Here is a 15,051-nt window from a genome sequence, read left to right on the forward strand (position 1 = left end):
TTTCAAGGGGCGAATTGCGGACACAGGTTTTGGCCATATCGATCCCCTTTTGGCCGCTCCTGCCGTTCTCCAAAAGCCCCGGCGCCGCAAGACTGTGAGCACCGAACCAGCCTGCGGAGAACAAGAAATGCTGACGATCTACTCGGACGATCACCACCTGCACCACGGCCGCTGCGAACTGATCGACGGGCAACTGATGCCCTGCTTCGAAATGCCGTCGCGCGCCGACCACGTGCTGGACCGCGTGAAGTATCGCAACCTGGGCCCGGTCGAGGCGCCCAGGGACTTCGGCCTGGGGCCCATCGAACGCATCCACAGCCGCGCCTACCTGGACTTCTTCAAGGGCGCCTGGGACCGCTGGGCCGCCCAGGGCATCGACGGCGACCTGCTGCCCTACACCTGGCCGGCGCGCACCCTGCGCAGCGTGATCCCCACCAGCCTGCACGGCCAGCTTGGCTACTACAGCTTCGACGGCGGCGCGCCGATCACCGCCGGCACCTGGCAGGCGGCCTACAGCGCCGCGCAAGTCGCCCTGACCGCCCAGGCGGTGATCCAGCGCGGCGCGCGCAGTGCCTTCGCCCTGTGCCGGCCACCGGGACACCATGCCGCCGGCGACCTGATGGGCGGCTACTGCTACCTGAACAACGCGGCCATCGCCGCCCAGGCCTTCCTCGACCAGGGCCACAAGAAGGTCGCGATCCTCGACGTCGACTACCACCACGGCAACGGCACCCAGTCGATTTTCTACGAACGCAGTGACGTGCTGTTTACCTCGATCCACGGCCACCCGGAAGCCGAATTCCCGTTCTTCCTGGGGTATGCGGACGAACTCGGCGAAGGTGCCGGCGAGGGCTTCAACTTCAACTACCCGCTGCCCGCCGGCAGCGGCTGGGACAGCTGGAGCGCGGCGCTGGAACAGGCCTGCGAGGAAATCCGCGGTTATGGCGCCGACATAGTGGTCGTATCGCTGGGCGTGGACACCTTCAAGGACGACCCGATCTCACAGTTCAAGCTCGACAGCCCGGACTACCTGGCCATGGGGCAACGCATTGCCGCCCTGGGCACGCCGACGCTGTTCGTCATGGAAGGCGGCTACGCCGTGGAAGAGATCGGCATCAACGCCGTCAACGTTCTCGAAGGCTTTCAAAACGCCCAGTGAAGGAAACCCGCCACATGAACAGGCTCAAAAGCTACCTCTTGCCCGCGCTCTGCGCGGCGCTGCTGGGCAGTGCCGCACAGGCTGAAGAACGCACCCTGCGCGTCTACAACTGGTTCGACTACATCACCCCCAAGGCCCTGGAAGACTTCAAGGCCGAGAACAGCCAGGTCAAGCTGGTCTACGACATCTTCGACACCAACGAGGCGCTGGAAGCCAAGCTGCTGACCGGCAACTCCGGCTACGACGTGGTGGTGCCGTCCAACGTGTTCCTCGCCAAGCAGATCGAGGCCGGGGTGTTCCAACCGCTGGACCGCAGCAAGCTGCCGAACTGGAACCACCTCGATCCCAAGCTGATGCAGCTGATCGAGGCCAACGACCCGGGCAATAAGTTCGCCGTGCCCTACATGTACGGCACCATCCTGATCGGCTTCAACCCAGCCAAGGTCAAGGCCACCCTCGGCGAGAGCGCGCCGGTGGACAGCTGGGACCTGATCTTCAAGGAAGAGAACATCAGCAAGCTCAAGCAGTGCGGCGTGGCCCTGCTCGACTCGCCGTCGGAGATCCTGCCGCTGGCCCTGCAGCACCTGGGCCTGGACCCCAACAGCAAGCAGCCGGCGGACTACGCCAAGGCCGAAGCGCTGCTGCTGAAGATCCGCCCCTACGTCACCTACTTCCACTCGTCCAAGTACATGGCCGACATCGCCAATGGCGACATCTGCGTGGCGGTGGGGTATTCCGGCAGCTTCTCCCAGGCCGCCAACCGCGCCAAGGAAGCCAAGAACGGCGTGGTAGTAGACATGCGCCTGCCCAAGGAAGGGGCGCCGATCTGGTTCGACATGCTGGCGATCCCCAAAGGCGCGAAGAACCCGGACGATGCCTACCGCTTCATCAACTACCTGCTGCAACCCAAGGTGATCGCCCCGGTCAGCGACTTCGTCGGCTACCCGAACCCGAACAGGGACGCCACCGAGCAGGTCGATCCGTCGATCCGCAACAACCCCAACCTGTACCCGACCGACGCGGCGATGAGCACGCTGTACACCTTGCGGCCGCTGCCACGGGACGCGGAACGGGCGCGGACCCGGGCCTGGACCAAGATCAAGGCCGGGACCTGATTACCCGGCGTCCGTAGGAGCGAGGCTTGCCCGCGATAGGGGCGCCGCAGTGTATCGGCTACACCGCGTTATCGTTCATCGCGGACAAGCCTCGCGCCTACGGAAGCTCAGCAGCCCGTCAGCCCTTGCGACTGACGCTCCTCGGCAAAGAACCACGGCCGCAGGCGCACGCCCACGCCGTTGCCGATAAAGGCCGCCACCAGCCACAGCCAGCCGTGCAGGCTGCCGGAGGCGATGCCGCTGAAGTAGGCGCCGATGTTGCAGCCGTAGGCCAGGCGCGAACCGTAACCCAGCAGCAAACCACCGATCACCGCCGCCACCAGCGAGCGCGCGGGAATCTTCAGGCTTGGCGCGAAACGCCCGGCCAGGCCCGCCGCCAGCAAGGCGCCGAAGACGATGCCGATATCCATCACGCTGGTGATGTCCTGCCACACCGGCGCGGCCAGGGCCTTGGCGTTCGCCGCGCCCTGCCAGAACACCCAACTGCCGACATCCACCCCCAGCCCGCTGGCGACCTTGGCGCCCCACAGGGCAAACGCCGAGGTGATGCCCCAGGGCCGGCCGGCCAGGGCCAGGGTGGCGAAGTTCAACAGGGCCAGGGCGACCGCGCCCCACACCAATGGCCAGGGCCCGCGCAGCAGGCGGCGCCAGCCCTGGTGCGCGCTGTCGACCGGCGCTTCCAGCGTGCCGTGGCGGCTCTTCTCCAGGCGTACCGTAACCAGGGCGATCAGGGCGAACAGACCGAGGCTGAGCCCCAATGCCGGCGCCACGCCGAAGCGCTGCACGATGGACACCGGCGGCAGCGACGGCAAGGCGAACCACCAGTCCACATGGTGGGTGGCGATCAGCGAACCGCAGATGAAAAACAGCAGGGTCACCAGCATCCGCGCGTTACCGCCGCCCACGGTGAACAGCGTGCCGGACGCGCAACCACCGCCCAGCTGCATGCCGATGCCGAAAATGAACGCACCGACAATCACCGAGACGCCGGCCGGCGCCACCAGCCCCGTGACCGGCGAACCGAACAGGCTGCCCGCGCCCAGAGCCGGGAAGAACAGCAGCACCGCCAGCGCCAGCATGACCATCTGCGCCCGCAGGCCGGCGCCGCGACGATCGCGGATAAACACCCGCCAGGCCGAAGTGAAACCGAAGGCGGCGTGATACAGGGTCAGGCCCAGGGCCGCGCCCAGCAGCAACAGCCACACCTGGCGCGAGCCGACCTGGGCCTGCAGGAATACAGCGCCGGCCAGCAGCACGATCAAAGCGAACAAGGGCGCGCCGAACTTGCGTTCGGGCGTCGCGGAAAGAGTCAGGCTCATAAGGGTTCTCGACAAAGACAATGGCCGCGAGTATAGCCGTCACACGCCCCAGGCCCGGCGCAGACGCTCCAGGGCACAGGCGATAGCGGCCTCGGGCACCGCGGCGAAGCCCAGCACCAGGCCAGCGCGCTGGTCCGCCGGCTGGGGCGAGTCCGGCAGCCAGTAGTTGCTCAGGCCGTTGATCTCGACATCCACGGCGGCGGCCTTTTCCACCAGTTCGCGCTCCCGCGCCAGGCTCTGCACCGGGATCGTCAGGTGCAGGCCCGCCGCCACATTCGGTAACTTGCCCACCCCGGGGATATCCACAGGCCAGCCGGCCAGCAAGGCATTGCGCCGACTCAGGGCGGCGCGGCGCATGCGCCGGATATGCCGCTGGAAATGCCCGGCGGCCATGAACTCGGCCATCACCGCCTGGGTGCTGACCTCGGAATGGCGCACATCCAGCGCCCGGCGCTGAGCGAAGGGTTGCACCAGCGCCGGCGGCAGCACCAGGTAACCCAGGCGCAAGGCCGGGAACGCGACCTTGCCGAAAGTGCCGACGTACAGCACCCGGCCCTGCCGGTCGAGCGCCGCCAGGGGGGCCAGCGGCGCGCCGCTGTAGCGGTACTCGCCGTCATAGTCGTCCTCGACTATCCAGCCGTTGCTGCGCTCGGCCCAGGCCAGCAGTTCCAGGCGCCGGGCCAGGCTCAGGGTGACCCCGGTGGGGTACTGATGGGACGGCGTAACGTAGACCAGTCGGCAATCGCTCAGGGCTGCCAGCGCCCCGCAGTCGAAGCCCTCGTTATCCACCGCCACCCCGTGCAGGCGCGCGCCGGCAATCGCGAAGGCATGCCCCGCCGCCCGATAGCCGGGATTTTCCACCGCCACCCCGTCGCCAGGGTTCACCAGCAACTGTGCACAAAGGCTTATGCCCTGTTGTGCACCACTGGTGATCACAATTTGTTCAGCGCTGCATTGCATGCCGCGCGAACTGCGCAAGTAGGCGGCGATCAATCCGCGCAGGCGCTCCTCACCGGCCGAATCGCCATAACACAGCTGGCCCAGATCCGGTTTGCGCCAGAAAGCCGCATTCAGCTTGGCCCAGACCTCGAACGGAAACAGATCGAAGGCCGGAATCCCCACCCGAAAAGCCCGTGGCGGACCGCTTTGCGGAGTCGCCAAATGGTGCTGTTCGACCCGTTCCAACGCCTCGCTGTGGATAACTTTACTGGATGTAATCCCAGGTAAATCCAGGCATTTTGTGGATAACCCTGTGGATAAGCCTGGTGATAACCCTGTGGATACTTTTGTGGATAAATTTCTCGCCGACTTTTTGATCGGTAGCCGGCTCTCGGGCAATTGCGCCACGTAGGTGCCATCGCCCACCCGGCCTTCGATAAAACCTTCGGCGTACAGCTGGTCATAGGCGCGCACCACGCTGTTGCGGGAAATCTCCAGGGCCGCCGCCAGGTCGCGGCTGGCCGGCAGGCGCGTGCCGCTGGCCAGCCGGCCGTCCAGCACCCGCTGGCGCAGCGCATGGTACAGCTGGCGGCTGAGCCCCTGGCCGCGGTCCAGCTCGATACCGGCGGGGTTGAAGGAAAGCGGCAATGTCGGGCTGTTCATGGACTCCCCCCGGCCGGCTGAATGGACCCGCCAATGGACCTATGAAAATGACTGAAGATGGCTCTTACAACAGACCAATAGCCTGCCTAGGATGCAGCCATTCGCCAAGGATATTTTTCCATGTACCTACCCCGCGCTTTCGCCGAAGAAGACCTGCCTACCCTGCACCAGCTGATCGGGGAAACCCGCCTTGCCACCCTGGTGACCTACGGGGAGCGCGGTCTGCAGGCCAATCACCTGCCGCTGTCGTTCGCCCCGGACCAGGGCCCGTACGGCACCCTCTACGGCCACCTGGCCAGGGCCAACCCGCAATGGCAGGAACTGGCCAGCGGCGCCGAGGCGCTGCTGATCTTCCAGGGCGCCGAAGCCTACGTCAGCCCGTCGCTGTACCCGAGCAAGGCCGAGCACGGCAAAGTGGTGCCGACCTGGAACTACGTGAGCGTGCATGCCTACGGCGTGGCCGAGGTGTTCCACGATCCGCAGCGCATCCGCGAAGTGGTCAGCGCCCTGACCGACCAGCATGAAGCCGGCCGCGCCAGCCCCTGGAAATTCGAGGACGCCCCCGCCGAGTTCATGGACAGCATGCTGCGCGCCATCGTCGGCTTCGCCCTGCCGATCCAGCGCCTGGAGGGCAAGCGCAAACTCAGCCAGAACCGCACCGCCGCCGACATCGCCGGCGTGCGCGAAGGGTTGGCCGCCAGCGCCGATCCCCATGACCAGAGCATTTCCCAACTGATGCGCCAGGAGCAGCCATGAGCCAGATCCAGATTCGTCCCGTCACCGCCGCTGACCACGCAGCCTGGCTGCCGCTGTGGCAGGCCTACCTGCGTTTCTACGAGACCGAGCTGGCCGACGCGGTCACCCGCAGCACCTGGCAGCGCTTCCTCGATCCCGCCGAGCCGACCCACGCCGCCCTGGCCTGGGACGGCGAGCAGGCGGTGGGCATGGTGCATTTCATCTACCATCGCTCCAACTGGAGCATCGAGAACTCCTGCTACCTGCAGGACTTGCTGGTGGTCCCGGAGCAACGCGGTACCGGCGTCGGTCGCCAACTGATCGAATTCGTCTACGCCACCGCCAAGGCCGACGGCTGCTGCAAGGTCCACTGGCTGACCCACGAAACCAACGCCACTGCCATCCAGCTCTACGAGCGGATCGCTGAACGCCCGGGTTTCATTCAATTTCGCAAAGCCCTTTAAGCGTTCAAGGAGAACCCATGCCGACCTCACTCGCCGATTGGAAAGGCGTACCGCCGCCGTCCACCACCCTGCTCGAAGGGCGCTTTATCCGCCTGGAAAAACTCGACCCGGCGCGCCACGCCGACGACCTGTGGCACGCCTTCCAGGGCCCGGGCGCCGACCCCAAGCTGTGGGACTACCTACCCTACGGGCCCTTTACCGAGCGCAGCGCCTTCAATGACTGGCTGAACAACCATGCGGCCAACAGCGACCCGTATTTCTTCAGCGTGGTCGACCGGGCCAGCGGCCAGGTGCAGGGCCTGCTCAGCCTGATGTCGATCGTCCCGGCCCAGGGCCGCATCGAGATCGGCCACGTCACCTTCGGCGCGCCCATGCAACGCTCGCCCAAGAGCACCGAAGCGGTGTACCTGCTGGCCAAGGAAGCCTTCGCCCTCGGTTATCGCCGCCTGGAGTGGAAGTGCAACAACGCCAACGCCCGCTCGCGTTATGCGGCCGAGCGCCTGGGTTTCAGTTTCGAAGGGGTGTTCCGCCAGCACATGGTGGTCAAGGGCGAGAACCGCGATACCGCCTGGTATTCGATCCTCGATTCCGAATGGCCAAAGGTCGGCGCCGGGTTCGAGCGCTGGTTGAGCGAGGACAACCAGAGCGGCTCAGGGCAGTTGAAGGGGTTGGCTGAGTGCCGGGGGTAACACCCTTGTCAGGCGGTGTTTGATCCGACGTCATCGCGGGCAAGCCTCGCTCCTACAGGTTCAGCATCCGGCCTTGTAGGAGCGGCCGGTCGACGCTCGATTGCCCGCGAGGCTTTTAAGTCAGCTGCCGCGCCAGCACTGCAATGTGCTCCGGCCCGATACCGCAGCAACCGCCCAGGTGGCTGGCGCCGCGTTGCCGCCAGTCGGCCGCCCATTGCAGGTAACCCGGCGGGTCTAGGTCGTCGCGCAGCGGGTCGAGGCCATCGTTGGCCGTGGCTTCTTTCGGTTGCGGCGGGAAGGCGTTGGCATAGGCGCCGATATGGATCGTCACCCCCAACCGCTCGAAGGTTGCCCGCGCCGCGTCGATCGCCGCGCCTATCACTTCCGGCTGGCTGCAATTGAACAGCAGGGTTTCCACCCCCAGCTCGGCGGCCACCGCCGCCGCGTCCGCCACCGGCTCGCCGGAGCGCAGGCGTGGCACCTGGTCAGGGTTCTCATCGTGCAAGGTGAACGATAGCCAGAAAGGTTTGCCGTCCTTGGGCAGGCCGGCGTGGATCGCCCGCGCCTCGACCGTGGAGCTCTGGGTTTCCGCCAGCCACAGGTCGACATGCGGGGCCAGGCCGTTGACCAGCGGTGCCAGCAACTCGGCGGCGCGATCGGCCTCGAACAGGTCCGGGCGATAGGAGCCGAACAGCGGCGGTAGCGAACCGGCTACCCGCACCGGTTTGCCGGAAGCCTGTACCGCGCGCCGCGCCAGTTCGCCGGCCAAGGCCGCCAGCGCCTGGCCTTCGGCGGCAAAACGCGCTTCGCCGATGTGGAACGGCACCACCGCGTAGCTGTTGCTGGTGATGACGTTGGCACCGCTTTCGATATAAGCCGCATGCACCGCTTCCACTGCCTGCGGTGCTTCGCTCAGGGCCAGCGCCGACCACTCGGGCTGCCTGAACGGCGCCCCACGGCGTTGCAGTTCACGACCCATGCCGCCATCCAGAATTACCCTGCTGCCTGCGCCCATATGCTCTTTACTCATATGCTTATGAAAATAACTCACTATCTGAGTCGTTCTTATAACTATTTAATACGCACCGTTCAGTTAATAACAACCTTTTTTCTGCCCGGGATTCCAATGAAATTCAAACCGCTGCTGGCCCTGGGCCTGACGATTCTCGCTGCCTCCAGCCAGGCTTTTGCCGGCGCCACCCTGGACCGTATCGAACAGAAAAAAGAGTTGGTCGGCGTGCTGATGGAAAGCTACCCGCCCTTCTCCTTCCTCAACGATCAGAACCAGCTCGATGGCTTCAACGTCGACGTGGCCAAGGCCGTGGCCGACAAACTGGGGGTGAAGCTGCGCCTGGAAACGCCGTCCTGGGACGTGATCGCCGCCGGCCGCTGGAGCGGCCGCTACGACATCTGCATCTGCTCCATGACCCCGAGCAAGGCCCGCGCCGAAGTCTTCGACTTTCCGGTGCAGTACTACGCCTCGCCAGCGGTGATCGTAGTCAACGCCAAGGACGATCGTATCCACGGCGCCAAGGACCTGAGCGACAAGAAGGTCGGCCTGACCAGCGCGTCCAGCTACGAGAGCTACCTGAACAAGAACCTGGTGATCGAGGGTGCCGAGGACACCCGGTTGCAGTACCCGTTCGACAACGTGCAGATCGCTCCGTACGACACCGACAATGTGGCCTTCCAGGACCTCGGCCTGGGCGCTGGCGTGCGCCTGGACGCGATCCTCACCAACCTGGTAACGGCCCAGCCGCGCCTGGCCCAGGACCCGCGCTTCAAGCTCGCCGGCGAGCCGCTGTACGCCGAACCCAACTCGGTGGCCATCGAGAAAGGCGACGCCCAGTGGCATGCCAAGGTCCGTGAAGTGTTCGCCCAACTGAAGCAGGACGGCACCCTGAGCAAGCTCTCGCAGAAATGGATCGGCGCCGACATCAGCCAATGACTTCTCTTTCGCAACCGCCCCGGCCACCGCAAACGCTGGCCGAGCCGCTGGTCAAACGCCTCTTCGGTTTCCGCACCCGCCTGTACCTGACCTGGGCGGTGCTGTTCGGCCTGTTCGCCAGTTTCTTCCTGAGCTTCGACCTGAAGTTCTCGATCATCCTCGACAAGCTGCCCAACCTGCTCGGCATCACCCTGGCCCCCAACGGTTTTCTGCAAGGCGCGGCGCTGACCCTGTTCCTCTGCCTCTGCTCGATCGTGCTGTCGTCGCTGCTGGGCTTCGTCACCGCGCTGGCCCGGTTGTCGAAAAGCGCCGTGGCCTTTGGCATCGCCAGCTTCTACGCCTCGTTCTTTCGCGGCACGCCGCTGCTGATCCAGATCCTGCTGATCTACCTCGGCCTGCCGCAACTGGGCGTGGTGCCAGGCGCCATCGCCGCGGGGATCATCGCCCTGTCGCTGAACTACGGCGCCTACCTCAGCGAGATCTTCCGCGCCGGCATCCTCGGCGTGCCCCACGGCCAACGCCAGGCGGCCCTGGCCCTGGGCATGAGTGACAGCGTGATCTTCTGGCAGGTGACCCTGCCCCAGGCCATGCGCACCATCATCCCGCCGGCCACCAACCAGTTCATCTCGATGCTCAAGGACTCGTCGCTGATCTCGGTGATGGGCGTCTGGGAAGTGATGTTCCTGGCCCAGTCCTACGGCCGCTCCAGCTACCGCTACATCGAAATGCTCAGCACCGCGGCGATCATCTACTGGCTGCTGTCGATCGGCCTGGAACTGATCCAGGCGCGGATGGAGCGGCATTACGGCAAGGCTTACGCCGAGCTCGACTGAGGCTCAGTGGGGTGCCGAGGGCCCGGGCGTACCCGGGCCCTTTTCCAGGCGATCGAGATCACTGAGCAGCGAGCGGGCGCGACTGGTTTTCTGCACGGCCAGTACCCCCATCTGCAAACCGAAGGGCTTGAACACCGCGTTCAACGACTTGAGGGTCGGGTTGCCGTCACCGTGTTCGATGTGGATCAGGGTGCGCAGGGAAATCCGGCACATCCTGGCGAACTGGCTCTGGTGCAGCCCCGTGACTTCGCTGCGCAGGCGCCTGACCGCATCGCCAAGCGGCAAGCGGCCGGCCGCCAGCTCCTGCTGGATGTTGTCGATCAGCGCGCCGCGTTCTTCCAGGGTTGTACTCATCGCAGTCCCCACTCCTGCAGGCGTCGGTCCAAGTGGCGCAAGTGAATGCGCGGGTGATTCAGGGTGGCGTCGGGCAAGCCGCTGGCGTGCAACAGGTCCGGCAAGGCCCGTAGCCGTTCGGCATCCTCCCGCAGGCGCGTCAGGGCGGCTTCAGGGTCGAGCAGCGGCTTCAGGCTCGCGCATACCAGGCGCCAGTCCACATCACCCGCCACTTCCATGCGCCCGGGCCATTTGATGGTCCGGGTAATGCCCTCATCGTCCATGACCGTGGGTGCCAGATCGTAGATCGGCGCCAGCTGCACCCGACTGTCGGTGCGGATGATCGAGAGGTTGCGTCCATGATTGTCCGAGTTGCCGAGGATCTTGTTGAGCAGGTCCCGGCGCAGGTAATCCGCCACCAGCTCGGGGATCGCCGACTCCTGGCCCGTGGCTCGCCACAGTTCGGCGAGGATCCCCAGCACCTCGGTGTGCCGCATGCCCTGGCCATGGCCCACCAGCCCCGCCAGGGAATAGATCGACTCCACCGCCAGGCGCTCCACCCCCATCGGCGTTACCCGACGGTCGAAGCGCTGCATCCACAGGCTGGGCCTGGGTCCTTCTTCCAGGGCCAGGCCCTCGGCCGGCAGCGTATCGATGCCCAACTGTTGCAGCGCCCGGTAATAGTGGAATTCGCTCCTGAGGATGTCGCCGTCATTCTGCGTGGCCGGGTTACGGGGAAACTTCACCCACCAGTGGCGCGCCGCCGAGGCGTCGTCGAGCAGCGCATCGGGGTACAGCAAGCCCTCGCGGTTTTGAGTCAGCAGCAGCTTGGGCGCTTCGCCGCCGATGCTCGCAGTACCGCCGAACGCCGCGCCCTGCTCGTGGGCGTACTCGAGAAAGCGATTATCGAGGACGATCACCTGGTCCCGGGAAAACCCCAGCGCCGGACGCCTGCGCAAGCCCGCCAGCGATTCCTTGATCCGCAAGTTACCGATGGGCGCCGCGGTGGACCGACTCAAGAGGAACAACTCGACGCCCATGCCGTCCGGCCGCTCGTGGCCAATCTGGCGCAGCAGGAAGCGCCCGGTCGCTGCCGCCGGGGCAAGGTCATAGAGAAAGGCCGGGGCCCGTTCTTCCCGCCACGACTCCCAGCCCAATGGGATCTGCGCACTGACCGACCTGGCCAGCGGGCTGGCGACAGCCTCCAGGTTATCCACCAGGTACTGCTGGACATAACCAAAACGGCAGGGGCTGGCGAAGCCCTCTTCGGGCCTGTCGAAGGTCAGGGTCATGGCGTCGTTCCATGCCCCTGCGCAGTAGAGCTGCAAAGTCAGCCGAAGCACTTTGTCACCTGCATTTTAGTGCACTTTTAATGAACCATAAGGCATTTAAATGCATTGTAATACAGATATATAAAATTTATAACGGAATAAGTGCATTAAAATACACTCGCATGATGTTCGTTCCAGCCTGGAAATGTCCCTCAAGCCGCCTGTAGCGGCACGCGCATCGCTCCCCGCCGCCCCCGGGCAACAGGCAAAAAAAGGGGGGCATGTGCCCCCCCGAGGTAAAACGTTACCGATGAAGGATTGAAAATCAGCCTTCGATCTCGATCAGGATTTCGCCCGGATTGACCCGGTCGCCCTTGGCCACGTGGATGGCGGTGACCTTGCCGGCGATGGCCGCCTGGACTTCGGTTTCCATCTTCATGGCTTCGGTGATCAGCACCGCCTGGCCGGCCTTGACGGTGTCGCCTTCCTTGACCAGCACGTCGACGATGTTGCCCGGCATGGTGGTGCTGACATGGCCCGGCGCGCTGGCCTGCTTGCGCTTGCTGCTGCCGCTGCCGACGAACTCGTTGAGCGGCTCGAACACCACTTCTTCCGGCATGCCGTCGATGGACAAGTAGAAGTGGCGCTTGCCTTCGGCCTTCACGCCGACACCGGTGATGTCGACGCGGTAGGTCTCGCCGTGCACGTCAATGACGAACTCGGTCGGTACGCCTTCGCCGCCGGCCGAGGTCACACCACCCGCTTCCGGAATCGGCAGCAGCACTTCCGGAGTCAGGGTGCCGGCTTCGCGTTCTTCGAGGAACTTGCGCCCGATGTCCGGGAACATGGCGTAGGTCAGCACGTCTTCTTCGGATTTGGCCAGGGCGCCGATGTCATTGCGCAGCTTGGTCATTTCCGGCTTCAGCAGGTCGGCCGGGCGCACGTCGATCACTTCTTCGCTGCCGATGGCCTGGCGCCGCAGCTTCTCGTCCACCTCGCCCGGTGCCTTGCCGTAGCCGCCTTGCAGGTACAGCTTCACTTCGTTGGTGATGGTCTTGTAGCGCTCGCCGGCCAGCACGTTGAAGAACGCCTGGGTGCCGACGATCTGCGAAGTCGGGGTCACCAGCGGCGGGTAGCCGAGGTCGTGACGCACCCGCGGGATCTCCGCCAGCACTTCGTTCATGCGGTTCAGGGCGCCCTGCTCCTTGAGCTGGTTGGCCAGGTTGGAAATCATCCCGCCCGGCACCTGGTTGACCTGCACCCGGGTGTCGACCGCGGTGAATTCGCTTTCGAACTGGTGGTACTTCTTGCGCACGGCATAGAAGTACAGGCCGATCTCCTGCAGCAGTTCCAGGTCCAGGCCGGTGTCGAATTCGCTGCCTTTGAGGGCGGCGACCATCGACTCGGTGCCCGGGTGGCTGGTGCCCCAGGCGAAGCTGGAGATCGCGGTGTCGATATGGTCAGCGCCGTTCTCGATGGCCTTGAGCTGGCACATCGCGGCCAGGCCGGCGGTGTCATGGGAATGGACGAACACCGGCAGCGACTGCTCGGCCTTCAGCGCCTTGACCAGTTCGCCAGTGGCATAAGGGGTCAGCAGGCCGGCCATGTCCTTGATCGCCACCGAGTCGCAACCCATGGATTCCATTTGCTTGGCCTGGGCCACGAACGCCTCGATGGTGTGCACCGGGCTGGTGGTGTAGGCGATAGTGCCCTGGGCGTGCTTGCCGGCGGCTTTCACCGCTTCGATGGCCACCCGCAGGTTACGCACATCGTTCATGGCGTCGAAGATGCGGAACACGTCGATGCCGTTGACCGCCGCCTTGGCGACGAAGGCCTTGACCACGTCGTCGCTGTAATGGCGGTAGCCCAGCAGGTTCTGCCCGCGCAGGAGCATTTGCAGGCGGGTGTTGGGCAGCGCGGCGCGCAGTTTGCGCAGGCGCTCCCACGGGTCTTCCTTGAGGAAGCGCACGCAGGCGTCGAAGGTCGCGCCGCCCCAGACTTCCAGCGACCAGTAGCCGACTTTGTCGAGCTTGTCGCAGATCGGCAGCATGTCTTCGGTGCGCATGCGGGTCGCCAGCAGCGATTGGTGGGCGTCGCGCAGGATGGTGTCGGTAACGAAGATCTTCTTGCTCATTGTTCTTTTCCTCACAGGCCTGCGTGGGCGGCGATGGCGGCGGCGATGGCCAGGGCCAGCTCTTCGGGTTTGCGCTTGATCGAGTAGTTGGTCAGCTCAGGGTGGCTTTCCACAAAACTGGTGTTGAACTGGCCGCTACGGAATTCCGGGTTACGCAGGATTTCCTGGTAATAGGCAGCAGTGGTCTTGACCCCTTGCAGACGCATGTCGTCCAGGGCGCGCAAGCCACGGTCCATCGCCTCTTCCCAGGTCAGGGCCCAGACCACCAGCTTCAGGCACATAGAGTCGTAGAACGGCGGAATGGTGTAGCCGGTGTAGATCGCCGTGTCGGTCCGCACGCCGGGGCCCCCGGGCGCGTAGTAACGGGTGATCTTGCCGAAGCTCGGCAGGAAGTTGTTCTTCGGGTCTTCGGCGTTGATCCGGAACTGCAGGGCGAAACCACGGTGGTGGATGTCTTCCTGCTTCACCGACAGCGGCAGGCCGGAAGCGATGCGGATCTGCTCGCGAACGATGTCGATGCCGGTGATTTCTTCGGTGATGGTGTGTTCCACCTGCACCCGGGTGTTCATCTCCATGAAGTACACCTCGCCGTCGGCGAGCAGGAACTCCACGGTACCGGCGTTCTCGTAGCCCACGGCCTTGGCCGCGCGCACCGACAGGTCGCCGATGTAGGCGCGCTGTTCCGGGGTCAATTGCGGGCTGGGGGCGATCTCGATCAGCTTCTGGTTGCGGCGCTGGATCGAGCAGTCGCGCTCGAACAGGTGCACCACGTTGCCGAAGCTGTCGCCGAGGATCTGCGCCTCGATGTGCTTGGGATTGACGATGCACTTTTCCAGGAACACTTCGGCGGAACCGAACGCCTTGGTCGCCTCGGAAATCACCCGTGGGAACGCCTGTTCCAGTTCGTCCCGGCTGTTGCAGCGACGAATGCCGCGGCCGCCACCGCCGGAAGTGGCCTTGAGCATCACCGGGTAACCGATGCGGTCGCCTTCGCTCAGGGCTTCATGGATATCGGCGACGTTGCCTTCGGTGCCCGGGGTGACCGGCACGCCGGCCTTGATCATGCTGCGGCGGGCTTCGGTCTTGTCGCCCATGCGGCGAATCACTTCAGCCGATGGGCCGATGAATTTGATCCCACGTTCGGCGCAGATGTCCGCCAGCTCGGCGTTTTCCGAAAGGAAGCCGTACCCGGGGTGCAGCGCGTCGCAGCCGGTTTCCACGGCCAGGTTCACCAGCTTGCGTGGGTTCAGGTAGCCGGCCAGGGGTTCGGCACCGATGCTGTGGGCTTCATCCGCGCGCTTCACATGCAGGGCATGGCGATCGGCGTCGGAGAAGATCGCGACCGAGCGAATGCCCATCTCGGCGCAGGCACGCACGATTCGTACGGCAATCTCACCACGGTTGGCGATCAGGATCTTTTTTATCACTTGGAGGTACCCTTGAGCCGTT

The 15,051-nt window shown here is 64.8% G+C and carries 13 protein-coding genes and 1 pseudogene; 7 read left to right on the top strand and 7 right to left on the bottom strand.

Going from position 1 to position 15,051, the window contains the following annotated elements:
- The first annotated feature begins 127 nt into the window (after nt 1-127).
- Complete coding sequence (locus PMI20_RS02675) at nt 128-1,159, top strand: histone deacetylase family protein (protein WP_007927560.1); 1,032 nt, start codon at nt 128-130, stop codon at nt 1,157-1,159.
- A 14-nt stretch (nt 1,160-1,173) separates the two neighbouring features.
- Nucleotides 1,174-2,274 carry a polyamine ABC transporter substrate-binding protein gene (locus PMI20_RS02680; RefSeq protein ID WP_007927561.1) on the top strand — a complete coding sequence of 367 codons (1,101 nt, stop codon included), beginning with the start codon at nt 1,174-1,176 and terminating at the stop codon, nt 2,272-2,274.
- Nucleotides 2,275-2,381: 107 nt separating this feature from the next.
- Here PMI20_RS02680 and PMI20_RS02685 read toward each other — a convergent pair whose 3' ends face one another.
- A complete protein-coding gene (locus tag PMI20_RS02685) occupies nt 2,382-3,593 on the bottom strand; it encodes a YeeE/YedE family protein (RefSeq protein ID WP_007927563.1) in 1,212 nt (403 codons plus the stop codon).
- Between the two features lie 39 nt (nt 3,594-3,632).
- Nucleotides 3,633-5,195, bottom strand: a complete 1,563-nt coding sequence (gene pdxR, locus PMI20_RS02690; RefSeq protein ID WP_007927565.1) for a MocR-like pyridoxine biosynthesis transcription factor PdxR — start codon at nt 5,193-5,195, stop codon at nt 3,633-3,635.
- A 120-nt stretch (nt 5,196-5,315) separates the two neighbouring features.
- On the opposite strand from pdxR, the gene PMI20_RS02695 reads away from it, so the two are divergent.
- The 3 genes from PMI20_RS02695 to PMI20_RS02705 are packed head-to-tail and all read left to right on the top strand — an operon-like array spanning nt 5,316 to nt 7,083.
- Nucleotides 5,316-5,951: an FMN-binding negative transcriptional regulator gene (locus PMI20_RS02695; protein ID WP_007927566.1), complete on the top strand. Its 636-nt coding sequence runs from the start codon at nt 5,316-5,318 to the stop codon at nt 5,949-5,951.
- A complete protein-coding gene (locus PMI20_RS02700) occupies nt 5,948-6,394 on the top strand; it encodes a GNAT family N-acetyltransferase (protein WP_007927568.1) in 447 nt (148 codons plus the stop codon). Before PMI20_RS02695 ends, PMI20_RS02700 begins: the two co-directional genes overlap by 4 nt.
- Nucleotides 6,395-6,411: 17 nt before the next feature.
- On the top strand, nt 6,412-7,083 hold the full coding sequence (locus PMI20_RS02705) for a GNAT family N-acetyltransferase (RefSeq protein ID WP_007927570.1): 672 nt from the start codon (nt 6,412-6,414) through the stop codon (nt 7,081-7,083).
- Nucleotides 7,084-7,198: 115 nt separating this feature from the next.
- Here PMI20_RS02705 and PMI20_RS02710 read toward each other — a convergent pair whose 3' ends face one another.
- Nucleotides 7,199-8,098 carry a homocysteine S-methyltransferase family protein gene (locus PMI20_RS02710; protein ID WP_007927572.1) on the bottom strand — a complete coding sequence of 300 codons (900 nt, stop codon included), beginning with the start codon at nt 8,096-8,098 and terminating at the stop codon, nt 7,199-7,201.
- 111 nt (nt 8,099-8,209) lie between these two features.
- On the opposite strand from PMI20_RS02710, the gene PMI20_RS02715 reads away from it, so the two are divergent.
- Both PMI20_RS02715 and PMI20_RS02720 read left to right on the top strand, forming a co-directional pair.
- Entirely contained in the window at nt 8,210-9,031 is an 822-nt protein-coding gene (locus PMI20_RS02715) for an ABC transporter substrate-binding protein (protein ID WP_007927574.1), read from the top strand.
- Nucleotides 9,028-9,864, top strand: a complete 837-nt coding sequence (locus PMI20_RS02720; RefSeq protein ID WP_007927576.1) for an amino acid ABC transporter permease — start codon at nt 9,028-9,030, stop codon at nt 9,862-9,864. Before PMI20_RS02715 ends, PMI20_RS02720 begins: the two co-directional genes overlap by 4 nt.
- An 87-nt stretch (nt 9,865-9,951) precedes the next feature.
- Here the strand turns inward: PMI20_RS02720 and PMI20_RS02725 are convergent.
- The 4 genes and pseudogenes from PMI20_RS02725 to PMI20_RS02740 all read right to left on the bottom strand — a co-directional run.
- Nucleotides 9,952-10,218 (bottom strand): annotated as a pseudogene (locus tag PMI20_RS02725) (helix-turn-helix domain-containing protein); the annotation flags it as partial.
- Nucleotides 10,215-11,489, bottom strand: a complete 1,275-nt coding sequence (locus PMI20_RS02730) for a type II toxin-antitoxin system HipA family toxin (RefSeq protein WP_007927578.1) — start codon at nt 11,487-11,489, stop codon at nt 10,215-10,217. The pseudogene PMI20_RS02725 and the gene PMI20_RS02730, both read right to left, overlap by 4 nt.
- Nucleotides 11,490-11,793: 304 nt before the next feature.
- Nucleotides 11,794-13,602 carry a sodium-extruding oxaloacetate decarboxylase subunit alpha gene (gene oadA / locus PMI20_RS02735; protein ID WP_007927580.1) on the bottom strand — a complete coding sequence of 603 codons (1,809 nt, stop codon included), beginning with the start codon at nt 13,600-13,602 and terminating at the stop codon, nt 11,794-11,796.
- A gap of 11 nt (nt 13,603-13,613) precedes the next feature.
- On the bottom strand, nt 13,614-15,029 hold the full coding sequence (locus tag PMI20_RS02740) for an acetyl-CoA carboxylase biotin carboxylase subunit (RefSeq protein WP_007927582.1): 1,416 nt from the start codon (nt 15,027-15,029) through the stop codon (nt 13,614-13,616).
- Between the last annotated feature and the right edge of the window lie 22 nt (nt 15,030-15,051).

This window comes from Pseudomonas sp. GM17, from assembly GCF_000282175.2.
Taxonomy (GTDB): domain Bacteria; phylum Pseudomonadota; class Gammaproteobacteria; order Pseudomonadales; family Pseudomonadaceae; genus Aquipseudomonas; species Aquipseudomonas chlororaphis.